At 73.6% G+C, this 21197-nt stretch carries 16 protein-coding genes and 3 tRNA genes; 14 read left to right on the top strand and 5 right to left on the bottom strand.

The genetic code is table 11. The features are described from left to right. Positions 1–49: 49 nt before the first annotated feature. Positions 50–961 carry a sucrase ferredoxin gene (locus ZF1_RS07315; RefSeq protein ID WP_357437261.1) on the top strand — a complete coding sequence of 304 codons (912 nt, stop codon included), beginning with the start codon at positions 50–52 and terminating at the stop codon, positions 959–961. Here the strand turns inward: ZF1_RS07315 and ZF1_RS07310 are convergent. After that, positions 958–1743, bottom strand: coding sequence for an HAD family hydrolase (locus ZF1_RS07310; protein ID WP_357437264.1), 786 nt, complete (start codon positions 1741–1743; stop codon positions 958–960). The two genes, ZF1_RS07315 and ZF1_RS07310, sit on opposite strands and share 4 nt — an antisense overlap. Beyond that, on the bottom strand, positions 1740–2279 hold the full coding sequence (locus ZF1_RS07305; protein WP_482636832.1) for a GNAT family N-acetyltransferase: 540 nt from the start codon (positions 2277–2279) through the stop codon (positions 1740–1742). Before ZF1_RS07305 ends, ZF1_RS07310 begins: the two co-directional genes overlap by 4 nt. 202 nt (positions 2280–2481) lie before the next feature. Here ZF1_RS07305 and ZF1_RS07300 point away from each other — a divergent pair, with 202 nt between their 5' ends. The 5 genes from ZF1_RS07300 (at position 2482) to ZF1_RS07280 (ending at position 10533) form a co-directional block, all read left to right on the top strand. Beyond that, entirely contained in the window at positions 2482–4599 is a 2118-nt protein-coding gene (locus ZF1_RS07300) for a glycosyltransferase family 39 protein (RefSeq protein ID WP_482636831.1), read from the top strand. An 83-nt stretch (positions 4600–4682) separates the two neighbouring features. Next, positions 4683–5969: a bifunctional glycosyltransferase family 2/GtrA family protein gene (locus ZF1_RS07295; RefSeq protein WP_482636830.1), complete on the top strand. Its 1287-nt coding sequence runs from the start codon at positions 4683–4685 to the stop codon at positions 5967–5969. Further along, positions 5966–8173, top strand: a complete 2208-nt coding sequence (locus ZF1_RS07290; RefSeq protein ID WP_482636829.1) for a glycosyltransferase family 39 protein — start codon at positions 5966–5968, stop codon at positions 8171–8173. The genes ZF1_RS07295 and ZF1_RS07290 overlap by 4 nt, the downstream gene beginning before the upstream one ends. A gap of 174 nt (positions 8174–8347) precedes the next feature. After that, positions 8348–8899: a PH domain-containing protein gene (locus tag ZF1_RS07285; protein WP_482636828.1), complete on the top strand. Its 552-nt coding sequence runs from the start codon at positions 8348–8350 to the stop codon at positions 8897–8899. After that, a complete protein-coding gene (locus ZF1_RS07280) occupies positions 8896–10533 on the top strand; it encodes a PH domain-containing protein (protein WP_482636827.1) in 1638 nt (545 codons plus the stop codon). Before ZF1_RS07285 ends, ZF1_RS07280 begins: the two co-directional genes overlap by 4 nt. 8 nt (positions 10534–10541) lie before the next feature. On the opposite strand, the gene ZF1_RS07275 is transcribed toward ZF1_RS07280, so the two are convergent. After that, complete coding sequence (locus ZF1_RS07275; protein WP_482636826.1) at positions 10542–12104, bottom strand: helicase HerA-like domain-containing protein; 1563 nt, start codon at positions 12102–12104, stop codon at positions 10542–10544. A 79-nt stretch (positions 12105–12183) separates the two neighbouring features. Here ZF1_RS07275 and orn point away from each other — a divergent pair, with 79 nt between their 5' ends. The 4 genes from orn (at position 12184) to ZF1_RS07255 (ending at position 13206) form a co-directional block, all read left to right on the top strand. Further along, the gene (orn, locus tag ZF1_RS07270) at positions 12184–12816 is read left to right on the top strand and encodes an oligoribonuclease (RefSeq protein WP_073575512.1); all 633 of its coding nucleotides are present in this window, start codon (positions 12184–12186) and stop codon (positions 12814–12816) included. 64 nt (positions 12817–12880) lie between these two features. Further along, positions 12881–12953, top strand: a tRNA-His gene (locus ZF1_RS07265). A gap of 81 nt (positions 12954–13034) precedes the next feature. Then, positions 13035–13107 (top strand) — tRNA-Lys (locus ZF1_RS07260). A gap of 23 nt (positions 13108–13130) precedes the next feature. Then, a tRNA-Lys gene (locus ZF1_RS07255) sits at positions 13131–13206 on the top strand. An 89-nt stretch (positions 13207–13295) separates the two neighbouring features. Here the strand turns inward: ZF1_RS07255 and ZF1_RS07250 are convergent. After that, a complete protein-coding gene (locus tag ZF1_RS07250) occupies positions 13296–14231 on the bottom strand; it encodes a hypothetical protein (RefSeq protein WP_482636825.1) in 936 nt (311 codons plus the stop codon). Between the two features lie 50 nt (positions 14232–14281). Between ZF1_RS07250 and ZF1_RS07245 the strand changes: the two genes are divergently transcribed. From ZF1_RS07245 to ZF1_RS07230, 4 genes are all read left to right on the top strand, one after another. Beyond that, on the top strand, positions 14282–14572 hold the full coding sequence (locus tag ZF1_RS07245; protein ID WP_482636824.1) for a WXG100 family type VII secretion target: 291 nt from the start codon (positions 14282–14284) through the stop codon (positions 14570–14572). A 15-nt stretch (positions 14573–14587) separates the two neighbouring features. Then, entirely contained in the window at positions 14588–14899 is a 312-nt protein-coding gene (locus tag ZF1_RS07240; protein ID WP_482636823.1) for a hypothetical protein, read from the top strand. A gap of 77 nt (positions 14900–14976) precedes the next feature. Beyond that, complete coding sequence (locus ZF1_RS07235; RefSeq protein ID WP_482636822.1) at positions 14977–16407, top strand: hypothetical protein; 1431 nt, start codon at positions 14977–14979, stop codon at positions 16405–16407. Next, complete coding sequence (locus ZF1_RS07230; RefSeq protein WP_482636821.1) at positions 16404–16976, top strand: hypothetical protein; 573 nt, start codon at positions 16404–16406, stop codon at positions 16974–16976. The genes ZF1_RS07235 and ZF1_RS07230 overlap by 4 nt, the downstream gene beginning before the upstream one ends. Here the strand turns inward: ZF1_RS07230 and ZF1_RS07225 are convergent. Beyond that, positions 16973–21163 carry an FtsK/SpoIIIE domain-containing protein gene (locus ZF1_RS07225; protein WP_482636820.1) on the bottom strand — a complete coding sequence of 1397 codons (4191 nt, stop codon included), beginning with the start codon at positions 21161–21163 and terminating at the stop codon, positions 16973–16975. The genes ZF1_RS07230 and ZF1_RS07225 overlap by 4 nt on opposite strands. Positions 21164–21197 lie beyond the last annotated feature (34 nt).

The raw sequence follows: 21197 nt of genomic DNA, 5'->3' as shown, positions 1-21197 counted from the left end.
ACCGGGCGTCCCGGGTTGAAGTCAGGGAAACCTTCCCTAAGATGGCCCGATGACGGTCACCGCGGCACGTGGCGCACTCGGCGGTCCCCCCGCCGGGGCGCCCGCCGCGGGCTGTGCCGGGCTGAGCGAGGCCGTCGGCGAGCCGATGACCGGCACCGCGCCGCACGTGCGCCGCCTCGTCGCCGTCGAGCACATCGGGGCGTGGCCGCGGAAGGTCGCCGACCACCCGGACCCGGCGGTCACCGCGCTCTGCGACCGGCTCCGCGCCGACGACGTCATCCTCCTCCTGATCCGCCGCCCCGGTCGCGAGGGCCGCTGCGACGCCGACGGCGACCGCACCGTCTACGTCGCCGACCTCGCCCCGGGCGGCTCGCGGGTGTGGGCGCGCACCGTGCGGGGCACCGACGACCTCGCCCGCATCGACCTCGACCCGGGTGCGGGCACCCCGGTCACCGACCCGGTGATGCTGGTGTGCGCGCACGGCAGGCGCGACGTCTGCTGCGCCGTCCGCGGCCGCGCGCTCGCCGGGGAGCTGGCCGCCGAGGGCGCCGACGTCTGGGAGTGCACCCACCTGGGCGGGCACCGGTTCGCGCCGACCGCGCTGGTGCTGCCCACCGGCTACGCCTACGGCCGCCTCGACACCGGCGGCGCGCTGGCCGCGTTGAAGGCCGCGGCCGGGGGCGGCGTCGACCCGTGGAGCTGCCGCGGGCACACCGGGCTGGACCCGGTCCGCCAGCTCGCCGAACTCGCCGTGCGCGAGCACACCGGCATCGGGGACGCGTCCGCACTGCTCCTCGATGCCGTCGACGGCCCGGGGGACGTGACCGTGCGGTCCCGCGACGGCCGGGTCTGGACGGTGCCGGTGGTCATCGACTCCTCGCTGCCGCCACGGCCGCCGTCCTGCGGGGCGGCCCTGGAGGCGGCGACGCCGCTGGTCGCGGGCACCCCCGTCGAGCACTAGCCGAACGCGCGCTCCAGGGCGCGGGCCAGGCCGTCCTCCGCGACGGTGCCGGTGGACTCGTCGGCGTCGGCGTGCACCTGCGGCGGCGCCTGCCCCATCGCGATCCCGCGGCCCGCCCAGCGCAGCATCGCGCGGTCGTTGTCGCCGTCGCCGACGGCGAGTACCTCGGAGCGGTCGACGCCGAGCCGGGCCGCGACCCGCGCGAGCCCGGACGCCTTGGACACCCCGGCCGGCACCAGCGTGACCCACGGCAGCTCGTGGTCCAGGGTCGGCTCGGTGCCGGGGACGTGCAGCCGGGCCGCCCGGGCGGCGGTCTCGTCCGGGTCGTGCCCCGGCCAGTACATGACGAGCTTGGGCGTCGGCTCGTCGAGCAGACCGGCGCGGCCGACCTCGGTGACGGTGCCGGCGAGCACGCCGTCCGGGAACGGGGCGCTGACCCGCTGCCCGACGCCGACGTGCTCGCAGGCGAACACCGCCCCCGGGAACAGCTCGCTCATCGCGTCGAGGGCCGCGGTCACGGCCTCGGGGGCGAGCCGCTCCATCGCCAGGACCCGGCGGGTCGCGGTCTCCATCTCGACCGCGCCGTTCGAGGTCAGGGTGACGCCGTCGCGCAGCCCGATCGCGTCCAGCGCGCCGGCCACGCCGACGACGGTCCGGCCGGTGCACAGCATCACCTCGGCCCGGGTCCCGGCGAGCGCGATGGCATCGAGGACCGCGGGGCTCGGGGGCCTGCGCCCGTGGACGATGGTGCCGTCGATGTCGAGCGCGACGAGCCTGATCACGTGGTCGACCCTACGTCGAGCCGGAACCGCGCGACGCCGTCGCGGGTCCCGGTGGGGCGCATCCCGATCCGCTGCAGCACCCGCTCCGAGGCGGGGTTGCCGGGCTCGACGCCCGCGACCAGCGGTGACGCCCCGGCCGAGCGGGCCAGCGCGAGCAGCAGGCGGGCGGCCTCGACGGCGTAGCCGCGGCCGCGCCGGGACGGCACCACGCCGTAGCCGAGCTCGACGGCGGCCGGGCCGTCGTCGGGGGCGGGGAACAGACCCGCGCCGCCGACGATCGTGCCGCCGTCGCGTTCGACGAGCAGCCGGTGTCCGAGCTCGCCCCAGCCCGGCCCGGCCGGATCGCGGGCGAGCAGCCGGGCGATCGTCCGGTCGCCCTCGGCGGGGAAGTCCGGCGCCCAGTCGCCGCGCCGGGTCCCGGCGACGACGGCCGCCGCGACCTCCGGGGTCCAGCCGGGCAGCAGCAGCCGTGGCCCGGCCGGGACCGGCTCCGGGGTCGACGCGAGGACCGGCACGTCGCCGATCCTCCCCGGCACCCGCCCACCCCGCACCGCGGCGCCGTCCCGCGTCACACCACCCGCGTCCGCCCGGCGTCCCTGCGTCGATCAGTACATGAGGGCTGGCACGGCCCGGGCTCGCAGCGCTCAGGTACTGATCGACGGACCGGGGGTGACCGGCACAGGTGGTTCACAGGTCGATCACCGGTTCCGCACAGCGCGGCGGAGCAGCGTCGCCCGGGTGACGAGCACCCTGTCCCGGCCCCGGCCCGCCCGCGCACCGTCCCCGCCGCCGACCCGCCGGTGGCGGCACCTGCCGCTCGCGGTGCTGCTCGCCGCGACGGCCGCGCTGTACCTGTGGGGGCTGTCGGCCTCGGGCTGGGCCAACGCGTTCTACGCGGCGGCCACGCAGGCGGGCGGGCAGAGCTGGTCGGCGTGGTTCTTCGGCGCCTCCGACGCGGCCGGCGGGATCACCGTCGACAAGGCGCCGGGTGCGCTGTGGCCGATCGGGCTGTCGGTGCGGCTGTTCGGGCTGTCGAGCTGGAGCGTGCTGGTGCCGCAGGCGCTGATGGGCGTCGGCGCGGTCGCGCTGCTGCACGCCGCGGTCCGGCGCGTCGCCGGGCCGGGGGCCGGGCTGGTGGCCGGGGCCGCGCTCGCGCTCACCCCGGTCGCGGTGCTGATGTTCCGCTTCGACAACCCCGACGCGATGCTCGTGCTCGTCCTGACCGGCGCCGCCTACGCGCTCACCCGGGCGGTCGAGCAGGGCCGCACCCGGTGGCTGGTGCTCGTCGGCCTCCTGGTCGGCTACGGCTTCCTCACCAAGGTGCTGCAGGCGTTCCTGGTGCTGCCGGCGTTCTCCGCCGTGTGGCTGCTCGCCGCCCCGCTCGCCTGGTGGCCGCGGATCCGGGCGCTGCTCGTCGCCGGGGCCGCGCTGCTGGTCTCGGCGGGCTGGTGGGTGCTCGTCGTGGAGCTGTGGCCGGCCGCGGACCGGCCCTGGATCGGCGGCTCCCAGGGCGACAGCGTGCTGGAGCTGGTCTTCGGCTACAACGGCGTCGGCCGGCTCACCGGCGACGAGGTCGGCTCCGTCGGCGGCGGCGCGGGCGGACGTGCCGGTGGCTGGGGCGAGACCGGACTGCTGCGGCTGTTCGGGTCGGAGATGGGCCGGGAGGCGTCCTGGCTGCTGCCCGCGGCGCTGGTGCTGCTCGGGGCCCTGCTGTGGTGGACCCGGCGGGCCCCGCGCACCGACCCGCTGCGTGCGGCGACCGTGCTGTGGGGCGGCTGGTTGCTGGTCACCGGGCTGACGTTCAGCCTGATGGCCGGGATCGTGCACAGCTACTACACCGTCGCGCTGGCCCCGGCGGTCGCCGCGCTGGTCGGGATCGGCGGGGCGACGCTGTGGCGGGACCGTGCGTCCGCGGCCGCCCGCTGGTGGCTGGCCGCGGCGGTCGCGGCGACGGCGGTGTGGGCGTACGCGCTGCTGCCCGCGGCCTGGCTGGGATGGCTGCGCCCGGCGATGCTCGTGGTCGGGCTCGGCGCGGCGCTCGCCCTGCTCGGGGTGCACCGGATGCCGCGGGTGCTGGCCACCGGGGTGCTCACCGCGGCGCTGCTGGCGGGGGCCGGTGGGACGACGGCCTGGGCGCTGGGGACGGCGGCGACCCCGCACACCGGCGCGATCCCGAGCTCCGGGCCGGAGGGCTACGCGTCCGGACCGGGCGGGGGCCGGGGTGGCCCCGGCGGGATGCGCGGGCCGTGGGCCGGTTCCGGGGCCGGCGCCCCGGGTGGCGCATCCGGCCCGGCCGGAACCGTCACCGGTGGGGCCGTCGGGGCACCGGGCGCGGCCGGGGGCGGCGCGGCTGCGGGCTCGGCCGGGACCGGTGGGGCCGCGGGCGCACCGGGTGCCGCGACGGCGCGCGGGCCGGGCGGCCGGTGGGCCGGTGGCGGACCCACCCGGGGGCCGGGGGTTGCCGGCGGGCGCGGCGGCGGGCCGGGCGGCATCCTCAGCGCCCCCACGCCGTCGTCGCAGGTCACGGGGTTGATCGCGGCGGACGCGGACGACTTCACCTGGGCCGCGGCCACGGTGAGCTCCATGCAGGCGGCGGGCTACCAGCTCGCCTCGGGGGCACCGGTGCTCGCCGTCGGCGGATTCAACGGCACCGACCCCTACCCGACGCTCGCGCAGTTCCGGCAGATGGTGGCGCAGCACCGGATCCACTGGTTCGTCGGCTCCGCGGGCAGCGACATGATCTCCACCGCCTCCGGCGGCAGCGACGACGCGCGCCTCATCGCCGAGTGGGTCGCGGCGACGTTCCCGGCCCGCACCGTCGACGGCGTCACCCTCCACGACCTGAGCGCGTCGTGACCCGGCGGGCGGCCGACCGGCTCACAGCCGACGCACAGGTCGATCACACGGCCACGACAGCGCAGGCCCCGATCGTCGATCCCATGACCACAGTCGTCGCCGGCCCCGCCACCGGCACCCACCCGGGCCGTCCCGGGGCGCGTCCGTCCGACCGCGGCCGGACCGTGCTCGACATCGTCGTCCCCGTCTTCGACGAGGAGCGCGACCTGGAGTCCTCGGTGCGGCGCCTGCACGCGTTCCTCACCTCCGGGTTCCCCTACTCGTACCGGATCACGGTCGCCGACAACGCCAGCACCGACGCCACCCCGGTGATCGCCCGGCGGCTGGCCGCCGAGATCCCCGAGGTCCGCACGGTGCGCCTGGAGCAGAAGGGCCGCGGCCGCGCCCTGCGCCGGGTCTGGTCGGACTCCGACGCCGATGTCCTCGCCTACTGCGACGTCGACCTGTCCACCGACCTCGGCGCGCTGCTCCCGCTCGTCGCCCCGCTCGTGTCCGGGCACTCCGACCTCGCGATCGGGACCCGGCTGGGTCGCGGCTCGCGGGTGGTGCGCGGCCCGAAGCGGGAGTTCATCTCGCGCAGCTACAACCTGATCCTGCGCGGCGCGCTCTCGGCCCGCTTCTCCGACGCCCAGTGCGGGTTCAAGGCGATCCGCTCCGACGTGGCGCGGCGGCTGCTGCCGCTGGTCGAGGACACCGGCTGGTTCTTCGACACCGAGCTGCTGGTGCTGGCCGAGCGGTCCGGGCTGCGCATCCACGAGGTGCCCGTCGACTGGGTCGACGACCCGGACTCCAGCGTGGACATCGTGGCGACGGCCGTCGCGGACCTGAAGGGCGTGTGGCGGGTCGGCCGGGCACTGGCGACGGGCGCGCTGCCGCTCGCCGAGGTCCGCGCGCAGCTCGGGCGGGCGCCGCTGGCCCCGCCGGAGGTGCCCGGGGTGCCCCGGGCGATGCCGTTCCAGCTGGCCCGCTTCGCCGCGATCGGCGTCGCGTCGACGGTGGCGAACCTGCTGCTGTTCCTCACCCTGCGCGGGATGCTCGGGCCGATCGCGGCGAACGTCGTCGCGCTGCTGGTCTGCGCGGTCGCCAACACCGCGCTGAACCGGCGGTTCACCTTCGGGGTCCGTGGCCGGGACCGCGCGGTCACCCACCAGTTCCAGGGGCTGATCGTGTTCGCGCTCGGCCTCGTCCTGACCACCGGCGCCCTCGCCGTGCTCGGCGTCGTCGCACCCGGCGCGCACCTGGCCGTCGAGGCCGCGGTGATCGTCGGGGCCAACCTGGTCGCGACGGTGCTGCGCTTCGTCCTGTTCCGCTCCTGGGTGTTCCGCACCCGGTCCACCACCGCACCGCTCGAGAAGGCGACCGCCGCATGACCAGCACCCTCGACCGGTTCCCCACCCGGGCCGACCCTCCCCCGCCCCTGTCCGACGGTCCGCGCCGCTGGACCCGGCCCGTCCCGGTCGCCGCGCTGCTCGTCGCGACGGGCGCGTTCTACCTGTGGAACCTGGGCGCCTCGGGCTGGGCCAACTCCTTCTACGCCGCCGCGGTGCAGGCCGGGGCGGACGACTGGACGGCCTTCTTCTTCGGCTCCCTCGACCCGGCGAACGCGATCACCGTCGACAAGCCGCCCGCGTCATTGTGGCCGATGGAGATCTCCGCACGGATCTTCGGGTTCTCGTCCTGGAGCCTGCTGGTGCCGCAGGCGCTGATGGGCGTCGCCGCGGTCGGGCTGCTGTACGCCGCGGTGCGCCGGGTGTCCGGGCACGGCGCCGGGCTGCTCGCCGGGGCACTGCTGGCGCTGACGCCCGTCGCGGCGCTGATGTTCCGCTTCGACAACCCCGACGCGCTGCTGACGCTGCTGCTCGTCGCGGCGGCGTATCTGCTGGTCCGGGGCCTGGAGGACGGCCGGACCCGGTGGATCGCCGCGGTCGGGCTGGTGCTCGGGTTCGCGTTCCTGACCAAGTCGCTGCAGGCGTTCCTGGTGCTGCCCGGTCTGGCCCTGGCCTGGCTGTGGGCCGCACCCGGCCGTCCGTGGCGACGGGTGTGGCAGCTGCTCGTCGGCGGTGCCGGGATCGTCGTCGGCGCCGGCTGGTGGCTGCTCGCCGTCGCGCTGTGGCCGGCCGACGCCCGCCCGTACATCGGCGGGTCCGGGGACGACACCCCGCTCGGCCTGGCCTTCGGCTACAACGGGCTGGGCCGGATCGTCGGCGGCGAGGGCGGCCGCGGCCGTGACACCGTGGGCGACGCCGCGGCCGGTGCGTTCCCGGGTGGCGCCCCCGCCGGTGGCGGCATGCCGCCGGGTGGTCCGGGTGGTGGGAGCTTCGGCGGTCGGGCCGGGTTCCTGCGGATGTTCGAGACGTCGTTCGGCACCCAGGTCTCCTGGCTGCTCCCGGCCGCGCTGCTGCTGCTCGTCGCAGCGCTGGTGGTGCGCGGCCGCGCGGTGCGCACCGACGCCGTCCGCGGCTCGCTGCTCGTGTGGGGCGGCTGGACGCTGGTGACGGTGCTGGTGCTGTCGTTCATGGAGGGGATCGTCCACCCCTACTACACGGTCGCGCTGGCGCCCGGGATCGCGGCGCTGGTCGCGGTCGGCGGTCGCGAGCTGCTCGGGCACCGGGACCGACGGTGGGTCCGCGGGGTGCTCGCCGTCGCCGTCGCCGGGACCGCGGTGTGGGCGTTCGTGATGCTCGGCTGGTCGCCGCAGTTCCTGCCGTGGCTGCGCTGGGTGGTGCTGGTGGCGGGCGTCGTGGCCGGCGCGGCCCTGCTGGTCCCCGCCCGCGGACGGCGGTGGCTCGCCGTGGCACTCGGCGTCGCGGTCCTGAGCGGGGTCGCCGCCCCCGCGGCCTACGCGGTCCAGACCGTGGCGACCCCGCACGAGGGCTCCATCCCGACCGCCGGGCCGGAGGTCGCCGGAGGCGACCGGGGCCCGGGCGGGTTCCGCGACCGGCGGGGCGACCGGGACCGGGGCCTGGACGGGACCGGCGCGGCGGCTGCCGGCGCTCCCGGGGCCCCGGCGGCGGCAGCTCCCGACGGCACCGGGGCCCCGGTAGCGGCAGCTCCCGGTGGTACCGGAACCCCGGCCGGTGCCGACCCGTCGGCCGGCGGCGGACTCCCGGCCGGTACCGGGCAGGGCGCTGCGTGGCAGGGCGGAACCGGGCCGAGCGGAACCGGGCAGGGCGGCGCGGGTGGGCCGGGCGGGACGTCCGGCGGCGGTCCGGGGACCGAGCGGACCGGCGCGCAGGTCGTCGCGCTGCTGCGGGACGCGGGTCCGGCCCGCTGGGCCGCGGCGACCGTCGGCTCGCAGGGCGCGGCGTCGATGATGCTCGCCGCGGGCGGGGACACCGCCGTCATGGCGATCGGCGGCTTCTCCGGCAGCGACCCCTACCCCACCCTGGACCGGTTCCGGCAGTACGTCGCGCAGGGCGAGGTCCGGTACTTCGTCAGCGGCGGCGGGCGAGGTGGTCCCGGCGGTGGCCGCGGCGGCACCGGGGCGGAGATCACCGCCTGGGTCGCGCAGCACTACACCGCGACGACCGTCGACGGCACCACCGTCTACGACCTGTCCGCACCGGCCCACTGACCGTCGTCGCCCGCCGAGTGGCACACCTCGTACCCGGACCCGGATCCCGGACGCACGTGGTGTGCCACTCGGCGGCACCCCTCGGTCGGCCACGGCCCCCACTTTCGGCCACAGTGGGATCTCCGACGGCGTGCTCGGATGCTCCCGCCGGGTGCCGTTCGGCAGAGTGGGACCATGACCGCCACCGGCCCCCGCACCGGCGACCCCGGACCCGGGGTCCCGACCGACGCGCTGCCGCTCCCGTTGCGCCCACCCGCGAACCGGGTCGACCCCCGCGCGATCTGGTGGTGGCGGCTCTCGGCGGTGCCGGTCCCGCTCGTGCTGCTCGCCGGCCAGGTCGTCGCGTGGTTCCTGCTGCCCGCGGTCCCGTGGCACGGGGTGCTGATCGCGACCGTGGTGCTGACGGTGCTGTGGCTGCTGGTCGGGACGCTCGTCGTGCCCGGTCTGCGGTACCGGCTGCACCGCTGGGAGGTGACCGAGGACGCCGTCTACACCCGATCGGGCTGGCTGGTGCGGGAGTGGCGGATCGCGCCGATCCCGCGGGTGCAGACCGTCGACACCGAGCACGGCCCGCTGCAGCAGGCGCTGCGCCTGGCGACGGTGACCGTCACGACCGCGTCGGCCCGCGGCCCGGTCCGCATCGCCGGGCTCGACGTCGACGCCGCCGCCGAGCTCGCCCGCCGGCTCACCGAGACGACCGGGCGGCACAGCGGGGACGCGACGTGACCGAGCCCGCACCCGTCGCACCCGCGGACGGCACCGGCACGACCCCCGACGAGGTCGGCTGGCGACGGCTGCCGGGCCGGATGCTGCTCGTCGGCCCGGCCACCGCGCTGCTGCGGCTGGCCCCCGCGCTGGTCGTGCTGGTCCTGTTCGGCGCGGGCAGCGGCAACTCCACCCAGGTCTGGATCGCGGGGGCGGCGGTCGTCGTCGCGGTCGCGGTGGGCGTCGTGCGCTGGCGCACCACCCGCTACCGGATCACCGACGAGCGCGTCGAGCTGCACAGCGGACTGCTGAACCGGCAGCGCCGCTCGGTGCCGCGGGACCGGATCCGCACCGTCGACCTGACCGCACCGCTGCTGCACCGGCTCGTCGGGCTGTCGGTGGTGAAGGTCGGCTCCGGGCAGAGCGGGTCGGACGCGGGCCTCGACCTCGACGCCGTCACCACCGACGAGGCCGAACGGCTGCGCCGCGAGCTGCTCGCCCGCCCCGCCCCGGCACGCGGACCGGCCGCGGTCGCCGGCGGGACCGGGGCGGACCGGGCCCGGGTCGAGGGGGACGGTGCCGACGGCAACGGTGCCGACGGGGACGCGGCCGCCGGCGACGGGACCGCAGGCCCGGCCGATCACGTCGACCCCGCGGGCGCAGAGCTCGACCGGGTCCGCTGGTCCTCGCTGCGCTTCGCCCCGCTGACGGTCAGCTCGCTGGCCGCGATCGGTGCGCTGGCCGGCGCCGGCTGGAACGTACTCAACGAGACCGGCCTCGACCCGCGCTCGCTGCCCGGCGCGGACGCCGTCGCCGGGGAGCTGTCGGCCGCACCGGTCTGGGCGACGGCGCTCGTCGCGGTCGGGCTCCTGCTGCTGGTCATGGTCGCAGGCAGCATCGTGCTGTTCGTGGAGCGCTGGTGGGACTACCGGCTCAGCCGCGAGCCCGACGGCACGCTGCGGGTGCGACGCGGCCTGCTGACCAAGCGGTCGCTGTCGGTGTCCGAGCAGCGGCTGCGCGGGGTGACGGTGTCCGAGCCACTGCTGGTGCGTGCCCTGGGCGGCGGCGCCCAGGCCGGGGCGCTGACCGTCGGGCTCGCCGGGGAGGACACGGACTCCGGCGGCGGCGCACTCGGCCCGCCGGTGCGCCGCGCGCACGCCCACGCCGTCGCCGCGACGGCCGCACGCGCGACCGGCCCGGTCACCGACGGTCCGCTGCGGGCGCACCCGGCGCGGGCCCGGGCCCGGCGCCTGGTGCGCGCGGTCGGCCCCGCGCTCGTCCCGGCCGTCGCCCTCGGGGTGTTCGCCTGGTTCGACGCCGCGGTCTGGCCGGTCGTCGTCGGCGTTGCGCTGGTCGTGGTGGCCGTGCCGCTCGCGCTGGACCGCTACCGCGCCCTGGGCCACCGGCTCGACGAGCGCTACCTCGTCGCCCGGCACGGGTCGCTGCTGCGCACGACGACCGCGCTGCGCCGCGACGGCGTCATCGGATGGCGGGTGCGGCAGAGCCTGTTCCAGCGCCACGCCGGGGTGCTGACGCTGGAGGCGACCACCGCCGCGGGCGGCGGCGCGGTGCAGGTGCTGGACCTCGACCCCGCCGACGCCGTCGCGCTGATGGCCGCGGTGACCCCGGACGCGGTCACCCCGTTCCGGGCCTGACCCGTGGGTCAGCGACGCCGGCGGGTCCCGAACAGGCTGCGGGTGATCTCGCGGGTCACGGTGTTGGTGAGCTGACGACCGGTCGGCGACTGCAGGAAGTCCCCGATCTTGGAGAAGAACCCGCCGCCCGGCGAGTCCTGCGGCGGGGGCGGCGGGGCCTGGCCCGGCTCCGGGGCGGGCGCCGGGGGCGCCTCGACCGGCGTCGCCTCGCCGCCCCGCCCGGCCGCGATGCTCGCGGTGAGCTTCTCGTAGGCGGACTCGCGGTCCACCATCTGCCCGTACTTCGCCTGCAGCGGTGAGGCGGCGGCGTCGGCGCGGACGTCGTCGACCGGCAGGGCCGCCATCAGCGAGCGCGGGGCCCGCAGCCGGGTCCAGGCGACCGGGGTGGGCGCGCCGCGCTCGGACAGCACCGTGACGACCGCCTCACCGGTGCCCAGCGAGGTCAGCGCCGACTCCAGGTCGTAGACGTCGGACTTCGGGTAGGTCCGCACGGTGCGCGACAGCGCCTTCTGGTCGTCCGGGGTGAAGGCCCGCAGCGCGTGCTGGATCCGCGCGCCCAGCTGGGACAGCACCTCGTTCGGCACGTCGGTGGGCAGCTGGGTGCAGAAGAACACGCCGACGCCCTTGGACCGGATGAGCTTGACGGTCTGCTCGATGCGGTCGAGGAACGCCTTCGACGCGTCGGTGAACAGCAGGTGCGCCTCGTCGAAGAAGAACACCAGCTTGGGCCGGTCGAGGTCGCCCGCCTCGGGCAGCTCCTCGTACAGCTCGGCGAGCAGCCACATCAGGAACGTGGAGAACAGCACCGGGTTCGCGGCGCGTTCGGCCAGCTCCAGCAGGGTGACGACGCCCTTGCCGTCGATCTGACGCATCAGGTCCGCGGGGTCGAACTCGGGCTCGCCGAAGAACTCCTCGCCGCCCTGGGCCTCCAGGTTGACCAGCGCGCGCAGGATGACCCCGGCCGTCGCCGGGGAGACCCCGCCGATGCCCTTGAGGTCGGCCTTGCCCTGGTCGGAGGTGAGGTGCTGGATGACCGCGCGCAGGTCCTTGGTGTCGAGCAGCGGCAGCCCGCGCCGGTCGGCCCAGTGGAAGATCAGGCCGAGGGTGGACTCCTGGGTGGCGTTGAGGCCGAGCACCTTGGCCAGCAGGATCGGGCCGAACTGGGTCAGCGTCGCCCGCACCGGGACGGCGACGCCGCCGTCGCCCAGCGACAGGAACTGCACCGGGTACGCGGTCGGGCTCCAGTCGTCGCCGGTGTCGGTCGCGCGGGCGGTGACCTTGTCGTCCGGCTCGCCCGCGCGGGCCATGCCGGACAGGTCGCCCTTGACGTCGGCGAGCAGGACGGGGACCCCGGCGTCGGACAGCTGCCCGGCCAGGGCCTGCAGTGTCTTGGTCTTGCCGGTGCCGGTCGCCCCGGCCACCAGGCCGTGCCGGTTCAGCGTCGCCAGGGGGATCCGGACCCGCGCCTGCGGGTCGCACACCCCGTCGACCAGGACGGTGCCGAGCTCGAGCACAGCTCCGTCGGTGGCGTATCCGGCGGCGATGGTGCGGGCAGGTGTGTCGTCAGCCACGGCGCGAGCCTAGGGCACTCCCCCGACGGTGACGGCCGAGGCTCGCGCCGGTCGCGACGACGTCACCTAGGCTGTGACGATGACCGATCGGCTGGTGTGGATCGACTGCGAGATGACCGGGCTGGATCTGGGCTCCGACGCCCTGATCGAGATCGCGGCACTGGTCACCGACGGCGACCTCAACATCCTCGGCGAGGGCGTCGACGTGGTGATCGCCTGTGACGACGCGAAGCTCGACGCGATGCCCGACGTCGTGCGCGACATGCACGCCCGGTCCGGGCTGACCGAGGAGGTCCGGCGCGCGACGGTCACGATCGAGCAGGCCGAGAAGATGGTGCTCGACTACGTCCGCACCCACGTCCCGGACGCCCGCTCGGCGCCGCTGGCCGGCAACTCGATCGCGACCGACCGCGGCTTCATCGCTCGGGACATGACCGAGCTCGACGGGTACCTGCACTACCGGATGATCGACGTCAGCTCGGTGAAGGAGCTGGCGCGGCGCTGGTTCCCGCGGGTGTTCTACGCGAAGCCGGAGAAGGGCCTCGCGCACCGCGCGCTCGCCGACATCCGCGAGTCGATCCGCGAGCTGGCCTACTACCGGCAGGCGCTGTTCGTGTCCCCGCCCGGTCCGACGACCGAGCAGGCGCAGGCCGCCGCGGCCGCGGTCGCGCACGTCGCGGCACCCCCGGAGGGCGGTACGACCCCCGCCTGACACCCCCCGGAGCGGGCGGGCTACAGTAGTCCAGCGCTTCCGGGAGTGCCCGGGAGAACGCATGGTGGGTGTAGCTCAGTTGGTAGAGCACCTGGTTGTGGTCCAGGGGGCCGCGGGTTCAAGTCCCGTCACTCACCCGGTCGCCGCCTCGGCGATCGATCCCATCGCACGCCCGGGATCGATCCTCCGTGCGTGGGCGAGGCACGACAACTCCACACGCGCCGTTAGCTCAATTGGCAGAGCAGCTGGCTCTTAACCAGCGGGTTCGGGGTTCAAGTCCCTGACGGCGCACGCAGGACCACAACTGAACACATGCGCCGTTAGCTCAATTGGCAGAGCAGCTGGCTCTTAACCAGCGGGTTCGGGGTTCAAGTCCCTGACGGCGCACCATCAGCGACTGGGCCGCTCTCCTTCACAGGAGAGCGGCCCACTTGTTTCCGCGAGCCGGCTCACAGGCGGTTCCACCCTTCTCAGCCGACTCAGCGCGTGCCGTCGATCACCGAAGACTCGACCGCCCGCGCCCGCCACAGGGCTTCGGCCACTACGCGGTTGCGGCGCTCTGCTCGCTGGTCGCGGGTCTCCCCCGGCTCACCCTCCGACCACGGAGGCCATGACGGGAAGACCATGTCGGCGCGCCGCCCGTCGGACAGCAGACAGTTCGCCACCTTCTCCGCGATGGTGTGCAGTTGTTGCCCCAAGGTCGTGACATTGCGGGTGGCCGACTGCCAACCGAGCTGTGTCAGCCGTTCGGCTACGTCCCGCCCCGACCACCCGACGACGTGCGGACGGCGCATCGCGGAGGTGCAGGGCCAGGCGAGAGCATGCGCAACTCGCCACAGGGCCGAGTCGACCTCCAGGTCGATCCGCAACGTCAGAGTCGTCCCGCTGGAGGGAATGGCGTCGTAGCCGGCAGCGAAGGTGTCCTCGGCCAGGATGGTGACGACGAAGTCCAGATGCAGACCGTCGACGGTGGGGCTCACGTAGCTCGTTCCTGCCGCCAGTACCGCCGGACTCGGTCGGATCACGCCGTCCACCGCGACTCCGGCGCTTCGACTCGAGCTGACCGCCACCGCAAGACTGCCGACGCGGAGCTCGAGCTGGTTGACCGAGAGGTCGGGACGGGGGTCGGGCACCCCGAGATGACGGGTCGCACGATCCGGTCGTTGCGCCAGGAACCGTTCGTCGCGCCTCCCGACCGTCCACACCTCGCCCGGCCTCAGATCCACGGATGCGGGTGCAATGCAGCCCGGCGCCAGCAGTCCGGAGACCCGCCCGACCGGCTCTGGACCGGTCACCGCTCGTGCCCCGTCATCGACGGGAAGCTCGGTGCTCCAGCAGGATTCGTTACCTCTGGCGTCACCGAAGAGTTCTTCGTCGACGCTGTGTCGACGGTCGGTAACAGTGGTCCTCCACACCCCGAGGGACCTCCCGGGACGTCACGCACCACGAACCAGAGGAGATCACCATGGCTCAGCTCACGGTCACCTTCCAGGACCTGCGCACCCAGTCCACCAGCGTGCAGACCGGCGCCGCGGACGTGCACGACGTCCTGACCAGGCTCACCGCTCAGATCGCCGACCTGGCCGCCCGGTGGGAGGGCGGCGCATCCCAGGCCTTCCAGTCCCGCTGGCAGGAGTGGCAGGCGGGAGCCAAGTCGATCCAGCAGGCAATGGACGACATGGGCCATTTCTTGAAGACCGCCGCGGACACCTACGAGCAGACCGAGCAGGGCCTCCAGCAGGCCGCCGGTCGCTGAGCGGGGGGGCCGCCGGTGAGTACGACGGGTGAGCTGTTCGTCGACTTCGGCGAACTCGGGCGGATCCACCGGGAGCTGGCGACCCTCATCAGCGCGATCGACGGTCTCGACTCCCGGCGGCCTCCGCTGCCTGGCGACGAGATCGGTGCCCGCGAGGTGGCCGAGGCAGTCGGCCACTTCGAGCGGAGTTGGCAGAGCGGGCGGGCACAGCTCGTCGAGAACCTGCGGGCGTGCCAGGCGTACGCCGCGAAGGCGCTCGAGTTCTACACCAAGGCCGAGACGATGCTGGAGGACACGATGGACGGCGATGCGGCGGCGACGTCATGAGTTGGGAGGCTCTCGGGCACGACCCCGTACCGGGGGATCCCGGCGTCGCCCTCCGACTCTCGGTCCTCTTCGGCGAGGTGTGTGATCAGGCCGAGCAGATCACCTCCCGTCTGCGGGCTCTCGACGCAGGTTCCGGCCCCGAGGTGTGGCGTGGCCAGGCGGCCGATGCATTCCGCGACAAGCTGTCCGAGATTGGTCCGGATCTCATCAGAATGGCGATGCACCACCGCCATGCCTCGGAGGCCCTCCGCGACTTCGCCCACCTCCTGGACGAGGCGCAGGCCACGGCTCGGCGCGCCGCGTCGGACGCAGGTTCGGCGATCGTCGACCGGGATGCTGCCGCTGCCCGTCGGAACATCGCCACGCGGGACGCCGTGGCATCCGACGGCACCGCCCTGCTCGCCGACGGCAGGATCGCCCAGGCTCGGTTACAGGCCGCGACGGTCGGCACACTGGACCTGACCTACCAGGCTGCGATGCAGACCTACGAGCAGCAGGTCGCCGCTCAGCGGGACGCGGCGCGCGCACGCGCCTCCGAGGCTCGTCGACGTGCCGGCGCGGCTGCGTCCGACGTCGCGAGTGCGCAGGCGAGAGTCGAAGCGGCACGGCGTCTCGCCGATCAGGCCGCAGCCGTTCGCGACGACGCTGCACGCACCGCGGCTGCACGGATCAGAGCTGCTGACGCTCCCGGCTACGACGACCGAAGCCTGTTGGACAAGGTGTGGGACGGAGCGTCGAGTACCGTCCGCCGGATCAGCCGTGGTCTGGACGACCTCACCTCCCGCCCTGAGTTCCAGTCGTTTCTCAACATCCTGAGCGACATCGGAGATCTGATGTCCGGCATCGGGACAGCCCTGAGCTTCCTCTCCTTCATCCCCGGTGTCGGCGCGATCGCCGCTGCATTCCTGATCACGGCCGCCGCGTTCAAAGGGCTTGCGTTCCTCGGCACTCTGGTGTCCGCCCTGTACGGCAACGCAAGCGGGAAGCAGGTCGCGGGTAGAGCGATCGACTTCGGCCTGTCTCTGACCCCCCTGAGTAAGGCGCTCAAAGCAGCCAAGGCAGTACGTAGTGGCCCGATCACCAAGCTGGCGGGTGAGCTGAAACGCGCCATCAACTACCGGGACCCGAACTCGGTTCGAGGGGTACTCGCCCCGTTCGATGCAGCTGACAAGTTCGCGCCCGGGGCGACCAAGGTGCTGGGCAAGCTGCACGTCGACCCCCAGACCGCGTTTCGCGCCAAGACCGCCTACTCCGTCGTGGCCGCAGGGCGGAACATCGCCAAGTCCGCCGACTCTCTTGTCGAGACCGGACAGCATCTGAGTCAGGACATCCAGAAATGGCACAATCCGGATGAGAAGGACCTACTTCAAGAGGAAGCGCCGAGGCTCGCCAAGAAGCTCGCAGGCGACGCGGCGGCGAGCACCATGGGCGACGGCATCGTCGGGAAGATCGGCAAGGCAGCCGCCGAGTACGACGCCGCGCAGCTGACGAAGATGGTGATGAAATGACGCCCAATCCTCCTGACACTGTCGCGATCACCCTGCCCGAGCAGTGGATCGAGATCGATCCGCGCACGGGGGATGTCGCCGCGGAACTCGCTTCGAAGATCCAGCAATCCGACGAGGGGCGCGAGCTGCTCACCGCGCTTCTCGCCCCGTTGGCAGTACGCCTGGCGCGGTTGTCGGCAGCTGCAGACGTCGTCCTGGCGGGGTTCTACACCGACCTCGTCGAGGTGGAGGGCGAGGAGATGCCCTTCGTCATGTCCGCACAGGTCACGTTGGCTCTCTCTCCACCCATCGGTGGGGCCGACGTACTCGAGGAACTACTCGGCGGAGACGGGGTCGAGGTCATACCCGTGGACCTGCCCGCCGGCGAAGCCGTGTTGGTCTCCGGAATCACAGAGGTGGACGACCCTGCCTGGGTCGCCCCCCAGCAGGCCCGCCTTCGGCGCTACTTCGTACCGGTGGCCGGCATGTCCCGGGTTGCAGCGCTCTCCTTCCTCACACCGAATCTGGACCTCGTCGAACAGTTCGACGAGGTCTTCGACGCCATCGCTCGAACGTTGCGATTCTCCTAGACCGCTGCCGGGTCCACGACCTGGCCGAGGACCAGTTCCCCATCCACCGAGAAGAGGGCACGGCCGGGGGGGCCGCTGAAGCCGGCCCCCCGGTCGATCTTCACCCCGACGTTCTCGGCCGCGAGATTGTTCGGGGGGCTGAGCAAGACCACTGCCGCAGGACGGCGGCTCGCCGCTCGAACGACACCACGGGCGCCGAACCCGAAGGAGTCCAGCGTCGCGCTCACTACCAGCACGTGGTCTGCGCACAGCCGGACGACAAGCTCATCGTCCAACGCGACCGAGTCCGCGTCGTCGACGACGACGATGTCCGGCCCGCTCGAGACGACCTCGGTGAGGTCGGCCGGTTCGACGATCCGCACCCCTGCCTCGGCCGCGAGCTCGTGGACGACGGACGTGGTGCCTGCGACGAGGACGACGCTGCGGCCGCGGCCTAGGGCATCGACGGCCAATTGTGTGATCGCCGTGCTACGACCGGAGCGGGGCGGCCCGGCAACCAGTACGGGCCGGCCCACGACGAGCGGAAGCTCCAGGCGGGACATGCGGTCGCCGGACACGCCGGCGAGTACGTCCCGGAGTCGTCGCAGCGGAAGCGCTGCGGCAGCCACTGGACCGATGCGAAGGGGAAGCGGGTCGAGCCGGAGCGGAGCCCGCTCGTCGCGCGGCTCTCCGTATCGCGCGTGGGCGGTTGCGGCGATCGAACGCAGTGCAGCGACCTGAGCAGGTCCGGATCGCTCGGCCGCGAGTAGTGGGACCTGGACCTCACAGCCGTCGTCCGCCCACAGCCCGCGTCCGGCGGCAAGGCCGTCGGGCAGGTTGCGTGGACCGAGTCCCAGCATCGTCGCGTCCGACGGATTGTTGAGACGGAGGCAGAGGCGGTGGTCCAAGCGGGTGAGCAGACGTCCACGCAACAGCCGCTCGTCCCCTGCGAGACATACGGTCACGCCCGCCGCTGTGCTTCCGGCGGCGAGCAGGTCCTGGAGCGCGGCCTGGGCAGGTCCGTCGCCCTCTACGACACCGTGCCAGTCGTCGACGAGCAGGACGATGTCCGGAGGCCGGCTGTCCCCGAGTTCAGCCGTGCTCGCAGCCCCCTGTCCTGCAAGCGTCCGCCGCCTGTGACGGACCTCCTCCGCCAGCCGGACGAGCAGGCGTTCGACGCGTTCGGGGTCGTCGTCGTCCGCGACGACTCCGACATTCGGCAGAGCTGCCAACGCGGCCAGTCCGCGGCCGCCGTCGACGGCATGCACGTGGACGGTGTCCGATGAGCTGCCCAGAGCCAGCCCCGCAGCGATTGCGCGAAGGGCCGCCGTACGACCTGTACGGCTACTGCCGACGATGGCCAGGTGCCCGGACCCCGTCGTCAGCGACAGGACGTCCTGTCGTTGCTGGTCCGGCCGGTCGATCAGACCGAGAAGGAGTGTGCTCCGCTCCGACGGAAGGTCGTCGAGCAAGACCAGGTCCGGCAAGGGAGCGCTCCATGGCCGGAACGGCGCAGAGATCCCGTCCGCGTCCGCCGCTGCGGCCACGCGTTCGACGAGAACATGCAGATCGGTGCGCAGGCCTTCGGTCGCGGGGGGAGCCGGGGCCGCGGACGCAGACCACGGCAAGGACACGGCACGCCGTGGTGCGATGCTCCCGTCCTGGACCGGGGTGGTGATGCGCGCGGTCTGGACGAGCGCCGCCACCGGCCCCCCGCTACCCACCATCGCCCGGCCGGGCCGGTCGACGGGTATCCGGGCGGCGTCGCCCGTCTCGATCACATCGATGCTCTCGGTCTCGTCTCGCGTGCGCAGGCAGACTCGCAGGTTGACGTTCGCGCGGATCTGAGCGTCCACCACACCGGCCGGACGCTGGGTCGCGAGCACGAGATGAACCCCGAGCGACCGACCGATGCGGGCGACACCGACGAGCCCCTCGACGAGGTCGGGAAGCTGGTCCTTCAGCTCGGCGAGCTCGTCCACGACGATCAGCAGACGAGGGAACGGAGGCAGGCCGGAGTCGAGTTCCGCTCGGCGAAGGTAGTCCGGGCGGTCCTGCGCATCGGCCAGCTTGAGCTGGTGCTGGCGTCGAGTCAGCTCAGCGCGCAGCGAAGCAAGTGCTCGACGGGCCAGACGCTCGTCGAGGTTCGTCACCGTGCCGACGACGTGTGGGAGTGCGACAAGATCTCGGAACGCGGAGCCACCCTTGTAGTCCATGAACACCACGGACAGTCGCTCCGGTGAGTTCGCGAGCGCCAGCGCTCCGACCCACGTCTGCAGCAGTTCACTCTTCCCCGCCCCGGACGTGCCCGCGACCACGGCGTGTGGACCGTCCGCCGCGACGTCCACGGTGAACAACCCATCCGGCCCGCGTCCGAGAATGATCTCCGTCCGCTCAGGCACCAGCCGCCAGCTCGCACGGATCGCCTCGGCATCTCCGACGTCCACGAAGTCGGTGAACCGAACCGTGTCCGGGAGCCCGCCCAACGGCGAGTCTCCGACGCGGCGCAACGGAGCGAGGATCCTCGCCACCATCTCCTCGGTGCCCCCCGCAAGCCGGTCGGGGCTCAGGACCAGAGCTGCCCCCCTGTCGACCCGTAGGACGGTCTGTCCGTTGCGGTCGGAGACGACGGCACGACAACTGTCCGGGAGCAGCCGCTCGTCGTGGTCGGTGCACACGAAACGGAAACCGAGCGCCGGGCCCCTGACCAGCAGATCGGCGATCACCGGCAGCTGAACGAGCCTGCCCGCCCCGATGAGGACCACCAGCACCTGGCCGGGTGTCGACCGGCCGAGCGCGCCGAGTCCTCCGAGCGGTCCCCGGAGCTCGGCCTCGAGCCGGTCGAGGCGGCCGCTCAGTTCCCGGGCGAGCGGGGGTACCGACTCGTCGTCCCACGCGGCGAGTACACCCCCGGTCGCTGTACGGGTATGCGGCAGCCACCGAATCCACCCGATCTCGTCCTCCGCCGCCTCAGGAGCGAGGACGGTGACGACCAGTTCGTCCGCGCTGTGCCCGGTCGCGATCTGAGTCAGCACCCAGCCCAGGTACTCGTGGGCATGCGGGCCGGCCAGTCCCAGTACTCCGGCATCTTCGAGGTCCACACCGACGGGAGCACGGCGTACGACCGGGTCGACCCAGTCCGCGGGCCGTTCGCCCTGGACCTCGACCGACGCCGCTCGGTCCGCGGTGCCGATCCGCAGACGGAGCCACCCGTCCTCTCCCGGCCGACGTGACCACAGATCCCGGCGTAGCTCCGTAGCCATCCGGACCACTGTCGCCGGGTCGGGGAGAGCACGACGCAGGTCGGCGTCCTCGTCGTCCACAGCCGATTCGATCCGGATCGACGCAACACGCAACTTGTCGACGTACGACCCTTCCTCGCGGTTGTCCCGGGCGCGTCTGCGCCTGCGTTCGGTCCACCAGTTGGCGCCCAGCATCACTGGGCTGAGCAGCCCGAACAGCAGGTACATGGGGGATCTGAGCACGATGGCCATCACCACGGCGAGGACCATCGGGATGCCCATCGCGAGGAGGGGTATCCCACGGGATTCGTCCTCGCGCAGTGGGGTCGGAAGGGTGATCGTGGGGGCGACGAAGGGGGCGCGACGGTCCGGGAACGCCCGGTTCAGGAGGTAGGCGCCGTCCGCGCTGCGGCTGAGCGCAGCCCGGGCACGCCCCGGATCCTCCACAACCAGTCGAGAGCCCCCGAGCTGCAAGACCTCTCCCTCACGCAGGGGATGGGCTGTCGTGACACGCCTTCCGTCGACGAAGAGACCGTTGGCCGAGTCGGCGTCGCTGATCTGGGCCCCTGCCGGCCCTTCTTGTACCCGAGCATGGACGCGCGAGACGTCCGGGTCGTCGAGGACCAGGCCGAGCCCCGGCGCACGACCGATCTCAAGGGATCCGGAAACCGGGACCACCGCTCCCGCGGAGGGTCCTGTGACGACGCGCAATCGCGTTCCCGCCGTGGGTGCATCGGTGAACGGGTCGGCTTCCGCCCCCCGGGCTCCGCCGTAGACGAGCAGAGCGCCCTCCCGCAGCGCCGAGTGCGCCACCTCCACAGTGGAATCGAGGGGTTGGCCGGCCGTCGTCGGCATGCCGCGAACGGGTAGGACGGAGCTGATCAGGTCGAGCACGACACCGACGGGATCGGTCGGTGCGCACTCGACGACGACGTCCGAACGGATGCCGGTATTGCTGTCGGACACGGTGAGCCGGTAGTGCACCTGACCTCCAGATCGA

It is taken from the genome of Pseudonocardia sp. ZF1, from assembly GCF_056835605.1.
The sequence above is the reverse complement of the archived record's forward strand: the minus strand, read 5'-3'. Positions and strand labels throughout refer to the sequence as shown.